Source organism: Pseudoduganella sp. R-43 (genome assembly GCF_049913255.1).
GTDB lineage: Bacteria > Pseudomonadota > Gammaproteobacteria > Burkholderiales > Burkholderiaceae_D > Rugamonas.
The window spans coordinates 2,395,020-2,409,407 of sequence record NZ_CP183988.1 but is presented as its reverse complement, the minus strand read 5'-3'; the positions used below and the strand labels follow the sequence as shown (position 1 = coordinate 2,409,407).

General features: G+C 59.1%; 11 protein-coding genes, 2 rRNA genes and 1 riboswitch. Of the genes, 3 read left to right on the top strand and 10 right to left on the bottom strand.

What is annotated here, in order from left to right; all coding sequences use genetic code 11:
* Window positions 1–73: 73 nt before the first annotated feature.
* The 5 genes from ACN9M3_RS10980 to ACN9M3_RS10960 are packed head-to-tail and all read right to left on the bottom strand — an operon-like array spanning window position 74 to window position 5,120.
* Entirely contained in the window at window positions 74–1,105 is a 1,032-nt protein-coding gene (locus ACN9M3_RS10980; protein WP_426322432.1) for a LacI family DNA-binding transcriptional regulator, read from the bottom strand.
* A 16-nt stretch (window positions 1,106–1,121) separates the two neighbouring features.
* Window positions 1,122–2,216 (bottom strand): ABC transporter ATP-binding protein, encoded by a 1,095-nt coding sequence (locus ACN9M3_RS10975; RefSeq protein ID WP_426322430.1) that lies wholly within the window; start codon window positions 2,214–2,216, stop codon window positions 1,122–1,124.
* A gap of 4 nt (window positions 2,217–2,220) precedes the next feature.
* Window positions 2,221–3,066 carry a carbohydrate ABC transporter permease gene (locus ACN9M3_RS10970; RefSeq protein WP_426322428.1) on the bottom strand — a complete coding sequence of 282 codons (846 nt, stop codon included), beginning with the start codon at window positions 3,064–3,066 and terminating at the stop codon, window positions 2,221–2,223.
* Window positions 3,063–3,881, bottom strand: a complete 819-nt coding sequence (locus tag ACN9M3_RS10965) for a carbohydrate ABC transporter permease (protein ID WP_426323727.1) — start codon at window positions 3,879–3,881, stop codon at window positions 3,063–3,065. The genes ACN9M3_RS10970 and ACN9M3_RS10965 overlap by 4 nt, the downstream gene beginning before the upstream one ends.
* Before the next feature lie 15 nt (window positions 3,882–3,896).
* Window positions 3,897–5,120: an ABC transporter substrate-binding protein gene (locus ACN9M3_RS10960; protein ID WP_426322426.1), complete on the bottom strand. Its 1,224-nt coding sequence runs from the start codon at window positions 5,118–5,120 to the stop codon at window positions 3,897–3,899.
* Window positions 5,121–5,289: 169 nt separating this feature from the next.
* Window positions 5,290–5,384: riboswitch (glycine riboswitch) on the top strand.
* 155 nt (window positions 5,385–5,539) lie between these two features.
* Here ACN9M3_RS10960 and ACN9M3_RS10955 point away from each other — a divergent pair.
* Together ACN9M3_RS10955 and ACN9M3_RS10950 are read left to right on the top strand one after the other, a co-directional pair.
* Window positions 5,540–6,184: a hypothetical protein gene (locus ACN9M3_RS10955; RefSeq protein WP_426170680.1), complete on the top strand. Its 645-nt coding sequence runs from the start codon at window positions 5,540–5,542 to the stop codon at window positions 6,182–6,184.
* Window positions 6,185–6,196: 12 nt separating this feature from the next.
* Window positions 6,197–6,778 carry a C39 family peptidase gene (locus ACN9M3_RS10950; protein WP_426170679.1) on the top strand — a complete coding sequence of 194 codons (582 nt, stop codon included), beginning with the start codon at window positions 6,197–6,199 and terminating at the stop codon, window positions 6,776–6,778.
* Window positions 6,779–6,819: 41 nt separating this feature from the next.
* Here ACN9M3_RS10950 and ACN9M3_RS10945 read toward each other — a convergent pair whose 3' ends face one another.
* The 3 genes from ACN9M3_RS10945 to ACN9M3_RS10935 form a co-directional block, all read right to left on the bottom strand.
* Window positions 6,820–7,953, bottom strand: coding sequence for a tetratricopeptide repeat protein (locus ACN9M3_RS10945; protein ID WP_426322423.1), 1,134 nt, complete (start codon window positions 7,951–7,953; stop codon window positions 6,820–6,822).
* Between the two features lie 111 nt (window positions 7,954–8,064).
* Complete coding sequence (locus ACN9M3_RS10940; RefSeq protein WP_426170676.1) at window positions 8,065–9,264, bottom strand: sensor histidine kinase; 1,200 nt, start codon at window positions 9,262–9,264, stop codon at window positions 8,065–8,067.
* A gap of 19 nt (window positions 9,265–9,283) precedes the next feature.
* Complete coding sequence (locus tag ACN9M3_RS10935) at window positions 9,284–10,288, bottom strand: formylglycine-generating enzyme family protein (RefSeq protein ID WP_426322421.1); 1,005 nt, start codon at window positions 10,286–10,288, stop codon at window positions 9,284–9,286.
* Window positions 10,289–10,400: 112 nt separating this feature from the next.
* On the opposite strand from ACN9M3_RS10935, the gene ACN9M3_RS10930 reads away from it, so the two are divergent.
* On the top strand, window positions 10,401–11,174 hold the full coding sequence (locus ACN9M3_RS10930; RefSeq protein ID WP_426322419.1) for a LytR/AlgR family response regulator transcription factor: 774 nt from the start codon (window positions 10,401–10,403) through the stop codon (window positions 11,172–11,174).
* Window positions 11,175–11,240: 66 nt separating this feature from the next.
* Here the strand turns inward: ACN9M3_RS10930 and rrf are convergent.
* Together rrf and ACN9M3_RS10920 are read right to left on the bottom strand one after the other, a co-directional pair.
* Window positions 11,241–11,353: ribosomal RNA gene (gene rrf / locus ACN9M3_RS10925) — 5S ribosomal RNA — on the bottom strand.
* Between the two features lie 86 nt (window positions 11,354–11,439).
* Window positions 11,440–14,311, bottom strand: a 23S ribosomal RNA gene (locus ACN9M3_RS10920).
* Between the last annotated feature and the right edge of the window lie 77 nt (window positions 14,312–14,388).

The window sequence follows — 14,388 nt, the reverse complement described above, 5'->3', positions numbered from 1 at the left end:
GTGTACAGGAATTGGAAAGGTTTCCATATCTAGTCGAAAAAAAAGGGCGCACGCGCCCTTCTACTGGTTCAGTTCATGCAGCGGCCTGGCGCTTGGCGCTTGCCGCCTTGGCCAGGGACGCACGCAGCGTTACCGTCACGGGGAAGCTGCGCGTAACCGTGCGCCGCAAGTCGTAACAGCGGTTGAGCAAGGCGCTCAGGCCATTCATGGTCATTTCGCGCCATGGCATGTGGACGGTAGTCAGGCGTGGCGCAGAAAACTCCGCGCTTGGCGTATCGTCGTAAGCAATGACGGACAGGTCGACCGGAACGCGGATGCCCGCCTCCTGGAAATAGGACAGCGCTCCGACCGCCATTTCATCGTTGGCGCAGAACAGGGCTGTGCAGCGGTGCCCCGACTCCACCAGCTCCTTGGCCGCCGCCCAGCCGCCAGCCGGCGAAAAGTCGCTCTCGGCGACCCACATGCGGCTGGTGTCGATGCCGCCGTCCTGCAGTTCCTCCATGAAGCCATCGATCCGCTCCACGTTGTCGGCCAGGCGCGACGGTCCGGCCACCACGGCGATATCGCGGTGCTTGTGGTCCAGAAGCGCGCGTGCCGCGAGCCGGCCGCCAAGTTTGTGGTCCACGGTGAAGCACTGGTCGGGAATGCTGGCCAGGCTGTGGTTCAGCACCACGATCCGGCCCTGCTGCGTACCCAGCGCCTCGATATCTTCGTCCTGCAAGGCGCTGGTCATCACGATCAGGCCATCGCAGCCACGCTCCATCAGGAACTGGATGCCGTCCTTGGCCTGTTTGCGTTCGTCGCCCAGGCCGACGCCGAAAGCCACCACCATGTGCAGGCCGGCCGCCCGCAGTTCGGTATCGATGATCTGCAGGATCGGCGTGTAGAAGGTGCCGCTCAGGACCGGGATATACACACCGATCATCTGGCTGGTGCCGGTCAGCAGCGTGCGCGCCGCATGCGACGGCCGGAATCCCAGTTCGTCAATCGCCTTCTTCACCTTTTCAAGCGTGGCTGGGGACACCGAACCTTTGCCGCTGACTACACGGGAGGCGGTGCCCAGTCCTACACCCGCAAGGCGGGCTACGTCTTTGATAGTGGCCACTGGAATCCTTTTCTTCTTATAACGTCATCGCGAGCATACTTGAAGCGCCCGCCAAATCAAAGCGACTGCCGCTATCCGGATCGAACAGCGAAGCGCGTTGTGCATCAATCTCGAATGCGACCATGTCATCCGGCGCAATCGGGCGGCTGCCCTGCAAGATGCAGGAGAGCAGCTTGCCGCCGCAATCGAGCCATACTACGCGATGGCTTCCCATCGGCTCGACCAGCGTGACGCGCCCCTGCATCGGGCCGGCCAGCACCAGGGAAATATGTTCCGGACGGACGCCCAATACAGCCTTGCGCCCATCGCCAGTCCCGGCATGCTCGTCCATCGCCAAGCGCAGGCTGCCGCCCGCAAACGTGCCGGAGGCATCGACTTCGCCTTCAATGAAGTTCATGGCGGGCGCACCGAGGAAGCCGGCGACGAAGAGGTTTGCCGGCCGCTCGTACACATGGCCCGGCGTGCCGACCTGCTGGATCTGCCCCGCCCGCATGACGGCAATGCGGCTGGCCAGCGTCATGGCTTCCACCTGGTCGTGCGTCACGTAGATCATGGTGGCGCCCAGTTGCTGGTGCAGCAGCTTCAGCTCGCGCCGCAAATCGGTACGCAGCTTCGCATCGAGGTTGGAGAGCGGCTCGTCGAACAGGTAAACGCTGGCCTCGCGCACCAGCGCGCGGCCAATCGCCACTCGTTGCCGCTGCCCTCCCGAAAGTGCCGCCGGTTTACGGCCAAGCAGGTCGCCCAGGTGCAGCATGGCTGCCGCGCGGTCAACGCGGCGCCTGATTTCCTCCTTCGCCACACCCGCAATGCGCAGGCCGAACGACATGTTCTTTTCGACCGTCATGGTCGGATACAGGGCGTAGGACTGGAATACCATGCCGATCCCGCGATCGCTCGGATCCGTGCGCGACATGTCCTTGCCGCCGATCTCGATCGTGCCACCGCTGGCTTCCGTCAGCCCCGCAATGCTGTGCAACAAGGTCGACTTGCCGCAACCGGAGGGCCCGAGCAGGACCAGGAATTCGCCCTCCTCCACCTCCAGATCCAGGCCCCGGATAATGGCGTTGCCGCCAAGGCTAATGTCCAGCTTTTTAAGACTTACGTTCGACATCCGTTCAACCTTTCACAGCGCCGGCAGCGATGCCGCGCACGAACCAGCGGCCCGACAGGAAATAAATCGTCAAGGGCACCAGTGCCGTCAGGATCGTGGCCGCCATATTGACGTTGTAAAGACGCGTGCCTGTCGTCGTATTGATCACATTGTTCAACTGCACCGTCATTGGCAAGTTGTCGCGCCCGGCAAAAACCAGGCCCAGGATATAGTCGTTCCATACGCCGGTAAGCTGCATGATCGCCGCCACTACCAGCATAGGTACCGACAAGGGCAGCATCACGTGCCAGAAGATGCGCCAGAAACCGCCGCCATCGATACGCGCGGCATGGAACAGCTCCTGCGGCAGCGCCGCGTAGTAATTGCGGAACAGCAGCGTCAGCACCGGCATGCCGAACACCAGGTGCACGATCACAATGGCCGGCAACGAACCAAAGACACCCAGGCCGGCCATCATGCGCACCAGCGGATAGATCATCACTTGTACCGGTACAAAGGCTCCCAGCAACAGGATGCCGAACAACAGATTCGCGCCGCGCGGCCGCCAGAAAGACAAGGCATAACCATTCAGCGCTCCCAGCGCAATCGGCAGCATCGTGCTTGGCACGGCGATACGCACCGAATTCCAGAACCCGCCCTGCACACCCTCGCAAGCCGCGCCGGTGCATGCCTCGCTCCAGGCAGCCCGCCAGGCGTCCAGTGTGGGCGCCAGCGGCAAGGCGAAAATATTCCCCAGCCGGATCTCGTCCATCGATTTCAGCGAAGTCGCCAGCATCACGTACAGCGGCAGCAGGAAGAACAGCGCCGCGCTGGCCAGGAAGGCGTAAAGCCCGATACGCGCCGCCTTCATGCCCTACCTCTCCTGCTGCGGGCATAAGCCCATGGCGCCAGCAGGGCCAGCACCGTCAGGAGCAACACCACCGCGCCGGCCGAGGCCAGGCCGATATTCGCGCGCAGGAACAGGTGATCCATGATGAATTTCGCCGGCACTTCGCTGGCCGTACCCGGGCCGCCCTGGGTCATCGACACGACGGCGTCGTATAACTTCACCACCATGGTCGCCAGCAGGATGAAAACGGTCGCCAGGGTTGGCGCCAGCATCGGCAGAATAATGGAAACATAGACGCGCCAGGCCGGAATGCCGTCCAGTCGCGCAGCCTTCCATATTTCCGGATCAACGCTGCGCAGGCCGGCCAGCATCAGCGCCATGACGAAACCTGATGCCTGCCACACCGACGCCAGCACCACCGTATAGAGCACCATGTCCTGGTCCACCAGCCAGTCAATCTCAACGCCCGGCATGCCGCCGGGCGTCAGGATCCACTGCCACACCAGCCCCGTCGCGACAAATGACATCGCATACGGGTACAGGAACAGGGTGCGCAGTGCACCCTCGCCGGCAACCTGCCGATCGATCGCGGCAGCCAGCAGAAAGCCGATCACCATGCAGGCCAGCACGAACAGCACGCCAAACAACGCCAGGTTGTGCAGCGACAGCAGCCAGCGCTCATTGTCGAACAGGCGCTCATACTGCGCCATGCCAACCAGCTTGCTGGTCGCGATGCTGCGCGAACTGGTGAGGGATACGTAGAACGTCCAGGCGAAGGAGCCGAGGTAGCCCACGCATACCGTCAGCAACATCGGCAACAGCGCCGCATAAGACATGGCTCGACGCACCGCTCAGTTCCTCAGCGCCGCAGCAAGCGCCTTCTGCGCCTTGTCAACCGTCATCGATGTGTTCCAGTACGCGGTCAGCGCGTCCTGGACTGCACCGTTCTGGTCGGGAGTCAGGTAGATTTCGGGCGCCCCGACCTGTCGATTGCGGTCGCGCATGATGGCGGCGCCCGCGCGGGCGCAGGCGTCGAGCTGGCTGGTATCGGCATCCACACGCGGAGGCACCGAGCCTTTGAGTTTGTTGAAGCTCACCTGTGTCGCAGGCGCCAGCAGCACTTTGGTCATCAGCTTCTGTGCCTGCTGCACTACCGCCTGCTCCGAACGAGGAAAGACGAAAGCGTCGCCCTGGATCAGGTACGGCGAATTCGCGCCAAGGCCCGCGATGCAGCCGTAATCGACGCCGGGCGCCATTTTTGCATTGCTGAATTCGCCCTTGGCCCAATCCCCCATGATCTGCATGCCCGCCTTGCCGCTAACCAGCATTGCGGTCGCGTCATTCCAGTTGCGGCCCGGTGACGCGGGATCGACATAGGATTGCAGGCGCTTGAAGGCCAGCAGCACTTTGCGCACCGGTTCGGAATTGATCGCACGCTGGTCGCGATCGCGCATCACTTGCAGGTAGAGCTGGCGCCCTCCCATGTTTGCCAGCAGCGATGCGAACAGAATGTGCTCCTGCCACGCCTGCCCGCCATGCGCCAGCGGCACCAGGCCCGCGGCCTTGAGTCTATCCAGCGCGGCAAAAAGTTCGTCGACGGTTGCAGGTTCTTTTGCGATGCCGGCCTTTTTGAAGGCGGCCCTGGAATACCAGATCCAGGTCTGCATGTGGATGTTCATCGGCATCGCGTAGTAATGGCCATCGATGCGGATGGTGTTGACGATCGGTTCCGGCAGCGTGGATTCCCAGCGCTCCTGGCGTGCGACATCATCCAGTTGCACCAGCATGTCCTGGTCCACTATATCGAGGAACTGCTTGGAAATATTGAACTGCGCTGCAGCAGGCGCCTTGCCGCCAACCATGCGATTGAGGGTCACCGCGCGAGCCTGCTCGCCACCGGCAATCGCCGTATCGATCCATGTGCCGCCGGCGGCACGATAGGCACTTGCGAGCTGCTTGACGGCAGCGGATTCACCGCCTGACGTCCACCAATGGATCACTTCTGCGCTTGGCCCGGCAGCCTGCGCGGAGGTGGCGCCGAACGCCATTGCACAAGCAAATAACTGCTTAAACATCCCGTCTCCTCTGTGTGCCGCTTATTTTTGGAAACGTTACCAATTTCCCAGGCGAGTGTCAATAGAATAACAGGAAAGTCCTTCTTGGCGAAAACGCAACGTGTATCGGAAAACGATTGAAATCGAATAAATCCCTGGGATATCCTGATTTCGCTGCCGGAGCATTCCGGTCGCGCGATCGGGAGAGTTTGTCCCACCCATGGACAACGCCGAAGGAGCAAGCCGCCCCCGGAATCTCTCAGGCCAAAGGACCGGTCGCGTGTTTTCACAACTCTGAAGAGCCGCCGGCAAGGGTAAGCGCCGGCGCACCGAAGGAGCAAGCAGGCCGCCAACGCCTGTGAAACTCTCAGGTCCAGCACAGAGGGGGCAATCACCTCGCACCTCAAGAACATCTGATCAACCTTCAGAGGAGTAGTCACATGCATACGCATCGACTCTGGCTGCGCATTGCCTGCGCAGCGATGTTGGCCGCCCCGTTCCTGGCAAAAGCAGACAACGGCGCGGCATTGCAGGCCGCCAAACGCGGACTCGTACAATTCGCCGAGCACCAGCAGGCGATTCGCCCCGGCAGCGCACCGGTCGACTTCCCGCTCGATATCACGGACGTGGGCGACTTGAAGCAAGCCACGGTCGGCCACGGTTTCGAGGTCTACACCGTCGACCCGAAAGACCTGCTGGCGCGCGGCGACCTGGCATCCCTAGCCAAGCCTACCGGCGAATGGCGCTTCGTCATTTCCCTGCACGGGAAGCCCATCGGACTGGCGACTGTCCAGCGTGTGAACGGCCGTTATGAAACCGTCGCCTATGGCGCCTCCATCCTCGCAAAAGACGTGGATGCTGCGATGGCGGTTCACGGCAACAGCGCGCGTTCCAACCTGCGCTTCATCCGCATCTACCAGGCCCGCGCCGACCTGCTGGAAGTGGACCACGCCAAGTTCGCGCCGCTGCACTCGGCTCGCGAATCGCTGCTGCTTCAGAAGAACGGCAACCAGCTGGTCGACGGCACGGAATTGCTGGAGCCATTGCGCGCCGCCGTCAAAGCCAACATTGAAGCATTTCGCTAAGGAGGACCGACTATGAAAATCGCAAAAATCGTGGCCGGTGCAGCGCTGGTGCTTGCCCTGCCCTCAGCCTTCGCGCAATGGCGTACCTTGAACGTCCCGCTGGTGACGCAGGAACACAGCCAGTGGTGCTGGGCAGGCTCCAGCAAAGCGGTCCTGAACTACTACAGCCGCACACCCAGCCAATGCCAGATCGTGAACTGGGCTTACGGCATCAACTACGCCTGCGGCAACAGCACCTTCAACTGGAACAGCTACGCCAACCGGCCGAACAATATGTACGGCACGTCCGGCAGCGTGCAGAACATCCTGTACAACTGGGGCGTGCCAAACACGGCGATCAACAACTACCTGTCGTGGAATTCGGTGGTGAATGAGATCAATGGCAACCGCCCCTTCGTGATCCGCTACGGCTGGACCAATGGCGGGGGGCATATCATGGTGGGACGCGGTTACGAAACCTACAACGGAACCAACTACATCTACATCATGAACCCGTGGCCAGGCGAAGGACAGACCTACCGCACCTTTGCATCGGCAGTCAGCGCCTATGACCACAATTGGACGCACACGCAACGCATGAACGTCAGCCCTTAAACTAAAAAGCCCGCCAGCAAACGCCTGGCGGGCTTTTCATGTCAGTTGCTGCCGCCCAGTTGTTCCAGCTTGGCGGCCCACTTCTTCGACTCGTCGACGTTACGGGCTGTGCCGACGCCATTCTCGAGCAGGTAGACCAGCTTGCGGATAGCAGTAATTTCCCCCTGCTCCGCTGCCTGGCGATAATAGGTTGCGGCCTGGATGTAGTCCTTTTTCACGCCTTGCCCCATCCAGTACATGCCAGCCAGCCTGACTTGCGCTTGCGCGCTACCCAGCTTTGCCGCCTGCTGGTAGACCACCGCGGCCTGCGCCAGGTCGACCGGGCCGCCCTTGCCCAGGTCGAGCATGACGGCGAGGTTGGTGGCGGCATCCTTGTTGTCCTGTGCAGCAGCTTTGCTGAACCATGCGCGGGCCTGCGCCAGGTCCTGCGCAACGCCGTCGCCGTTGGAATACAGCAGCCCCGCGTAGAACTGCGCCATCGCATGTCCCTGCGCGGCAGCTTTCAGGTACCACTCCAGCGCCTGGGCAGGGTCCTTCGGCACCGTGTTACCGGTGTGATAGGCCACTGCAAGGTCGTACTGGGCGTTGGCATCTCCAGTCACGGCGCGCTTGCGGATTGGCGCAAGAGGACCGGCCGCCTGGCGCTCCATTGCTGCGATCAGGTCCAGCGCCTCCTGTGCACTCTTGCTGCCGGCGGCGGCGGCCTTCTGGTACCACTGCTTTGCCTGCGCCTGGTCGGCGGGAACTCCCCGGCCTTCGAAATACATGCCTGCCACCTGCTCGATCGCTGCAACATCATTCTGTTCGATCGCCTTGCGCAGCAAGGCCAGTGCACCGGCGCCGTCCTGCTTGATGCCGCGGCCAGCGGCCATCAGGCCAGCCAGTTGGCGCATCGCAGGTACGCTGCCCTGGTCCACAGCACGCGAGTACCATTTCACGGCCTCGACATCGTTCTGGTCGGTACCCTGTCCGCGCTCGTACATCATGCCCAGGTTGAACTGTACGTTCGGGTCATTGCTGCGTGTGGCTTGCTCAAAGAACCCTCGGAAAGCGCGCGCGTAATTGCCTTTTGCGTACTCTTCATTAGGGGTGCGGGAAAATGCCTGCGCATGTGCAAAATGCACGGGGAAGTGCAGACAAGCCAGGAGTGCTACGTACCGGAACTTCAACGCCATATTATGTTTCTGCTAGGTGGAAAATGAAAATTATATGAATTTTCCATTAAGCAACATAATATAAATGAAAACTTTGATGCTTTTCCACAACAAAGTCCCGCTGGCACATGGCTAGCGGGATTTTCCAATAAGTGCCTGACGATAGCCCGCTTTCACAGCGGTTTCAGCGCTAGCTTGTTTAAACGCCTGGCTGCCGGAGTAAGGCAAGGTAAGCGATGACCGTGTTCCCTCTTCCAGCGCGGCCAACTCCAGCGAGGCTTGTGCGCCGTAGCGGGTGTGCAACCGTGCCCGGATATTCGCCAGGGCGACGCCGCTGCCCAGTCGCACCGGACGCCGCGCATGATGTAATCCAAGCCCATCGTCGTCGATTCGAATATTCAGTTGCCCGTCCTTGACGTCGGCAAACAGGCGCACCGTGCCACCCTCCAGCTTCGGCTCGAGCCCGTGGTGCACGGCGTTCTCAACCAACGGCTGCAGCAGCAGCGGCGGCAGCACCGCCTTGCGCGCTTGTTCGCTCACGTCGATCGAAAAGCGCAACCGGTCTCCCATCCGGATCTGCATCAATTGCAGATAATTGTGTGCAGTCTCCAGCTCGACGTCCAGCGTGCTGTCGCTCGCCCGCATCTGGCCGAGGCTGGCGCGCAGATAGTCGGTAAACGATTCAAGCATCAACTGCGCGCGCGGCGCATCGATGGCAATCAGGCTTTGTACATTGGCCAGGGTATTGAACAGGAAGTGCGGCTCGATCTGCGCCTGCAACATGCGCAATTGCGATTCGGCCGCCTGCTGTGCCAACGCATTCTCCTTCGCCCGCAGCAGCCACCAGATCCAGTTCGCTGCCACAATGAAAAGCGCAAAGATCAAGAACTTGAGCTGGACCATGGGGACAGCAGACAACTTCTTCCAAAGGTTGAGATTGTACGGATACCCCAATAGCATATAGCCCAGGCGCACGCCCACGGCCATGCCTGCGATCAATAGCACACTCACGACTGCTGCCGCGCGCCAGTCCGGCCGGGCCGACAGCGCGTCGAGCTTCGCGCCTGGCAGCAACAGTTCGAAGCCGCGCAGCATGAACATCATTGTGCATGCCGCGCACAGTCCGAGCAGCAGATTGGTGCGTAACGACGAGGCCATCCAGCCCTGGGCATCGCTGCCCATCAAGAAGACCGACAGCCCCATCAATGCCATTGCAACGCTGAGCCCCAGGACGCTCCCCACCAGCAACCGCGCCCACCACGGATCGACGCGCTCCTTCTTCAGGACCAGGAAGGTGCGCAGCGTATATTTCAGGGTTTGTATGATCGTCATGGGGCGACAGTGTAACGGCTCAGTTCCTGGGCGGCGTGATTTCCGCAAGAGCGCTGCGCCGTTCGCGCTCGATGCGCTGTGCCTGCGCCAGCTCCACTTCGAATGCGCTTGGCTTATCGCTGGGAGCCTGCACCCCTCCCAAGTCTTCGGCGATGCGGAAGCCCTCTAAGCCACCGATGAAATCAGGCGCCGTGAAGCCGCGCATCGAGGCGTGGAAACCGCGCCAGTGCCAGGTGCCGCCGCGCAGTCCGCGCGCCTTGCAGGCTCCGCTCACCCAGGCACTGCCATCCTTCGGCGCACCGTTATAGTCATCGTGTTCGCAGTCTTGCAGGAATTCGGCGACATTTCCAAGCGTATCGTACAGCCCGAAAGCATTCGGTTCGTACATGCCGACGATACTGGCGTACTCGGCTTTGTCGTCGCACGGAATGACGCCGACGTGGTTCATTGACTCCAGCCCGAAGTCGCGCCGGATCGCCGCCTCGGCCGAGCGGTCGCCCAGATTGCCATAGCGGCACGCCTGGGCTTCGTCGTTGCCAAAGAAGTAGCGCTGGGTGCTGCCGGCGCGATGCGCGTATTCCCATTCAGCCTCGGTCGGCAAGCGATACTTCTTGCCGGTTTCCTTGGCCAGCCATTTGACATAGGCGTCGGCGCCGTTCCAGCCAATGCAGGTTGCCGGTTCGAACTTGCTCATCGACTGCAGCGTGGTGGCCACAGGATATTCTCCCGGAATGCTGAGAAACCAGCTCCTCGACGCCATTTGTGTGCACATGCGCGGGATGCGGTAATTGGTGGCCTCGACAAAACGCTGGAATTCAGCGGCAGTGACTTCATACTTCCCCAACCTGAACGACTTGATGGCCACCGCATGCACCGGCTGCGAGTTGGCCTTGCGATCGCTTCCCATCATGAACTCGCCGGCCTTGATGGTGACCATCGGCGGTTCGATCGGCATGACCTTGTCGGTCGCGAAAGCGGGCACCGCCCAAAGCAAGGCGGACATCAGGACGATATTTTTTGGCATTGCATTCCTTCTTCGTTGGTTGAGATGAAAGAAGGATTCCAGAACCCGCACGCGACGCCACGCACCAAGCGACGAATCGACAATCGAGCCGACGAATGGCTACAATGCCGCCATGACTTCTAAACTGGATACGCAATTGCCATGGCGCGCCTTGATCGCCGATGACGAGCCGCACCTGGCGCAGTACTTGTGCAGCCAGTTGGCATTGCTATGGCCCGAGCTCGAGATCGTGCATGTCGCGCGCAATGGCATTGAAGCCGCCGAACGTATCGCTGCGCTCGCGCCCGACCTGGCATTTCTGGATATACAGATGCCGGGCATGACCGGACTCGAGGTGGCTCAGGGAATCGAAGGACCAACGCGCGTGGTGTTCGTGACCGCTTATGATGAATACGCGGTCGAGGCGTTTGATCACGCGGCACTGGACTATGTTCTCAAGCCGCTCAAGAACGAAAGGCTGGCACGTACGCTAGAGCGGATCAAGGCGGCGCGCGCCTCCGTGCAACCCGACGCGCGCCTGGCCGATGCTCTGGCACGCCTGATGGCGCCGCCCCAGCAACCGCGCCTGCGCTACATCCGCGCGGCGCGCGGCGAACTGACATCGCAGGTGGCGGTCGACGACATCATGTTCTTCCATGCCGACGACAAGTACACGGTGGTCACCACCGCCGCCGGCGAGCACCTGATCCGCACCACCATCACCGACCTCGCATCACAGCTCGATCCGGACCAGTTCTGGCAAGTCCACCGCTCCACCCTGATTAACCTGGCTTTCGTGGAAGGCACTCGGCGCGACGAGGCCAGCCGCCTGTTCGTACGCATGAAAGGGCAAGCGAAGGAACTGCCGGTCAGCCGTGCGTTCGTACACTTGTTCAAGGCGATGTAGCTGATTTTCCTGCTCGGAAAGCAAAAAGGCCCGCTAGCTTATGCTTAGCGGGCCTTCGGTATAAGAGCCTGACGATAACCTACTTTCACACTGGTTGCAGCACTATCATCGGCGCAGAGTCGTTTCACGGTCCTGTTCGGGATGGGAAGGGGTGGGACCGACTTGCTATGGTCATCAGGCATGACTTGTCAACAATCGTGGAAGAAGTAAAGTGGGGGTAGGGTTCTCAAACACTGTGTAAATGCTACATAACCGTCAAGGTTATAGGGACAAGCCGTACGGGCAATTAGTATCAGTTAGCTTAATGCATTACTGCACTTCCACACCTGACCTATCAACGTCCTGGTCTCGAACGACCCTTCAAGGAGCTCAAGGCTCCGGGAAATCTCATCTTAAGGCAAGTTTCCCGCTTAGATGCTTTCAGCGGTTATCTCTTCCGAACTTAGCTACCCGGCAATGCCACTGGCGTGACAACCGGTACACCAGAGGTTCGTCCACTCCGGTCCTCTCGTACTAGGAGCAGCCCCCTTCAAATTTCCAACGCCCACGGCAGATAGGGACCAAACTGTCTCACGACGTTTTAAACCCAGCTCACGTACCACTTTAAATGGCGAACAGCCATACCCTTGGGACCGGCTACAGCCCCAGGATGTGATGAGCCGACATCGAGGTGCCAAACTCCCCCGTCGATATGAACTCTTGGGAGGAATCAGCCTGTTATCCCCAGAGTACCTTTTATCCGTTGAGCGATGGCCCTTCCATACAGAACCACCGGATCACTATGTCCTACTTTCGTACCTGCTCGACTTGTCGGTCTCGCAGTTAAGCACGCTTATGCCATTGCACTATTAGCACGATGTCCGACCGTACCTAGCGTACCTTCGAACTCCTCCGTTACCGTTTGGGAGGAGACCGCCCCAGTCAAACTGCCTACCATGCACTGTCCCCGATCCGGATCACGGACCAAGGTTAGAACCTCAAACAAACCAGGGTGGTATTTCAAGGATGGCTCCATAGGAACTGGCGTCCCTACTTCAAAGCCTCCCACCTATCCTACACAGATTGGTTCAAAGTCCAATGCAAAGCTACAGTAAAGGTTCATGGGGTCTTTCCGTCTAGCCGCGGGTAGATTGCATCATCACAAACACTTCAACTTCGCTGAGTCTCGGGAGGAGACAGTGTGGCCATCGTTACGCCATTCGTGCAGGTCGGAACTTACCCGACAAGGAATTTCGCTACCTTAGGACCGTTATAGTTACGGCCGCCGTTTACTGGGACTTCAATCAAGAGCTTGCACCCCATCATTTAATCTTCCAGCACCGGGCAGGCGTCACACCCTATACGTCCACTTTCGTGTTTGCAGAGTGCTGTGTTTTTATTAAACAGTCGCAGCCACCAGTTTATTGCAACCTTTTCGCCCTTCCACAGTAAAGTGGTCAAGCTACCGAGGCGTACCTTATCCCGAAGTTACGGTACCAATTTGCCGAGTTCCTTCTCCCGAGTTCTCTCAAGCGCCTTAGAATACTCATCTCGCCCACCTGTGTCGGTTTGCGGTACGGTCTCGTATGACTGAAGCTTAGAGGCTTTTCTTGGAACCACTTCCGATTGCTTCGCGAGCAAGCTCGCTCGTCCCAGTCCCTTGAATTACGCGCCCGGATTTGCCTAAGCGCCTTCTATGAACCAGGAACTGCCTATTCCAACAGGCAGACAACCTTCCGCGATCCGTCCCCCCATCGCATCATACGACGGTGCAGGAATATTAACCTGCTTCCCATCAGCTACGCATCTCTGCCTCGCCTTAGGGGCCGACTCACCCTGCTCCGATGAACGTTGAACAGGAAACCTTGGGCTTACGGCGTGCGGGCTTTTCACCCGCATTATCGCTACTCATGTCAGCATTCGCACTTCTGATACCTCCAGCATCCTTTACAAGACACCTTCGCAGGCTTACAGAACGCTCTCCTACCATATCCTTGCGGATATCCGCAGCTTCGGTGACTGGCTTAGCCCCGTTACATCTTCCGCGCAGGACGACTCGATCAGTGAGCTATTACGCTTTCTTTAAATGATGGCTGCTTCTAAGCCAACATCCTGACTGTTTTAGCCTTCCCACTTCGTTTTCCACTTAGCCAATCTTTGGGACCTTAGCTGGCGGTCTGGGTTGTTTCCCTCTTGACACCGGACGTTAGCACCCGATGTCTGTCTCCCAAGCTCGCACTCAACGGTATTCGGAGTTTGCAATGGTTTGGTAAGTCGCGATGACCCCCTAGCCATAACAGTGCTCTACCCCCGTCGGTGATACTTGAGGCACTACCTAAATAGTTTTCGGAGAGAACCAGCTATTTCCAAGTTTGTTTAGCCTTTCACCCCTATCCACAGCTCATCCCCTAATTTTTCAACATTAGTGGGTTCGGTCCTCCAGTGCGTGTTACCGCACCTTCAACCTGGCCATGGATAGATCACTTGGTTTCGGGTCTACACCCAGCGACTGGCGCCCTGTTCGGACTCGATTTCTCTACGGCTCCCCTATCTGGTTAACCTCGCCACTGAATGTAAGTCGCTGACCCATTATACAAAAGGTACGCCGTCACCCCTTACGAGGCTCCGACTGTTTGTATGCACACGGTTTCAGGATCTATTTCACTCCCCTCCCGGGGTTCTTTTCGCCTTTCCCTCACGGTACTGGTTCACTATCGGTCGATTACGAGTATTTAGCCTTGGAGGATGGTCCCCCCATGTTCAGACAGGATTTCTCGTGTCCCGCCCTACTTGTCGTACGCTTAGTACCACCGCTCTGATTTCGTGTACGGGGCTATCACCCGCTATGGCTCCTATTTCCAGAGGATTCCACTATCAGAACGACTATCACGTACAGGCTCTTCCCATTTCGCTCGCCACTACTTTGGGAATCTCGGTTGATTTCTTTTCCTGCAGCTACTTAGATGTTTCAGTTCGCCGCGTTCGCTTCACACACCTATGTATTCAGTGAGTGATGACCTATAAGGCCGGGTTTCCCCATTCGGAAATCTTCGGATCAAAGCTTGTTTGTCAGCTCCCCGAAGCTTATCGCAGACTTCTACGTCCTTCATCGCCTGTAATCGCCAAGGCATCCGCCATGTGCACTTATTCACTTGTCCCTATAACCTTGACGGCTACAGGTTCAAGCACTTACTACTGTGTTTGATGAGTTTTACTACTACCCTAAGTAATATCT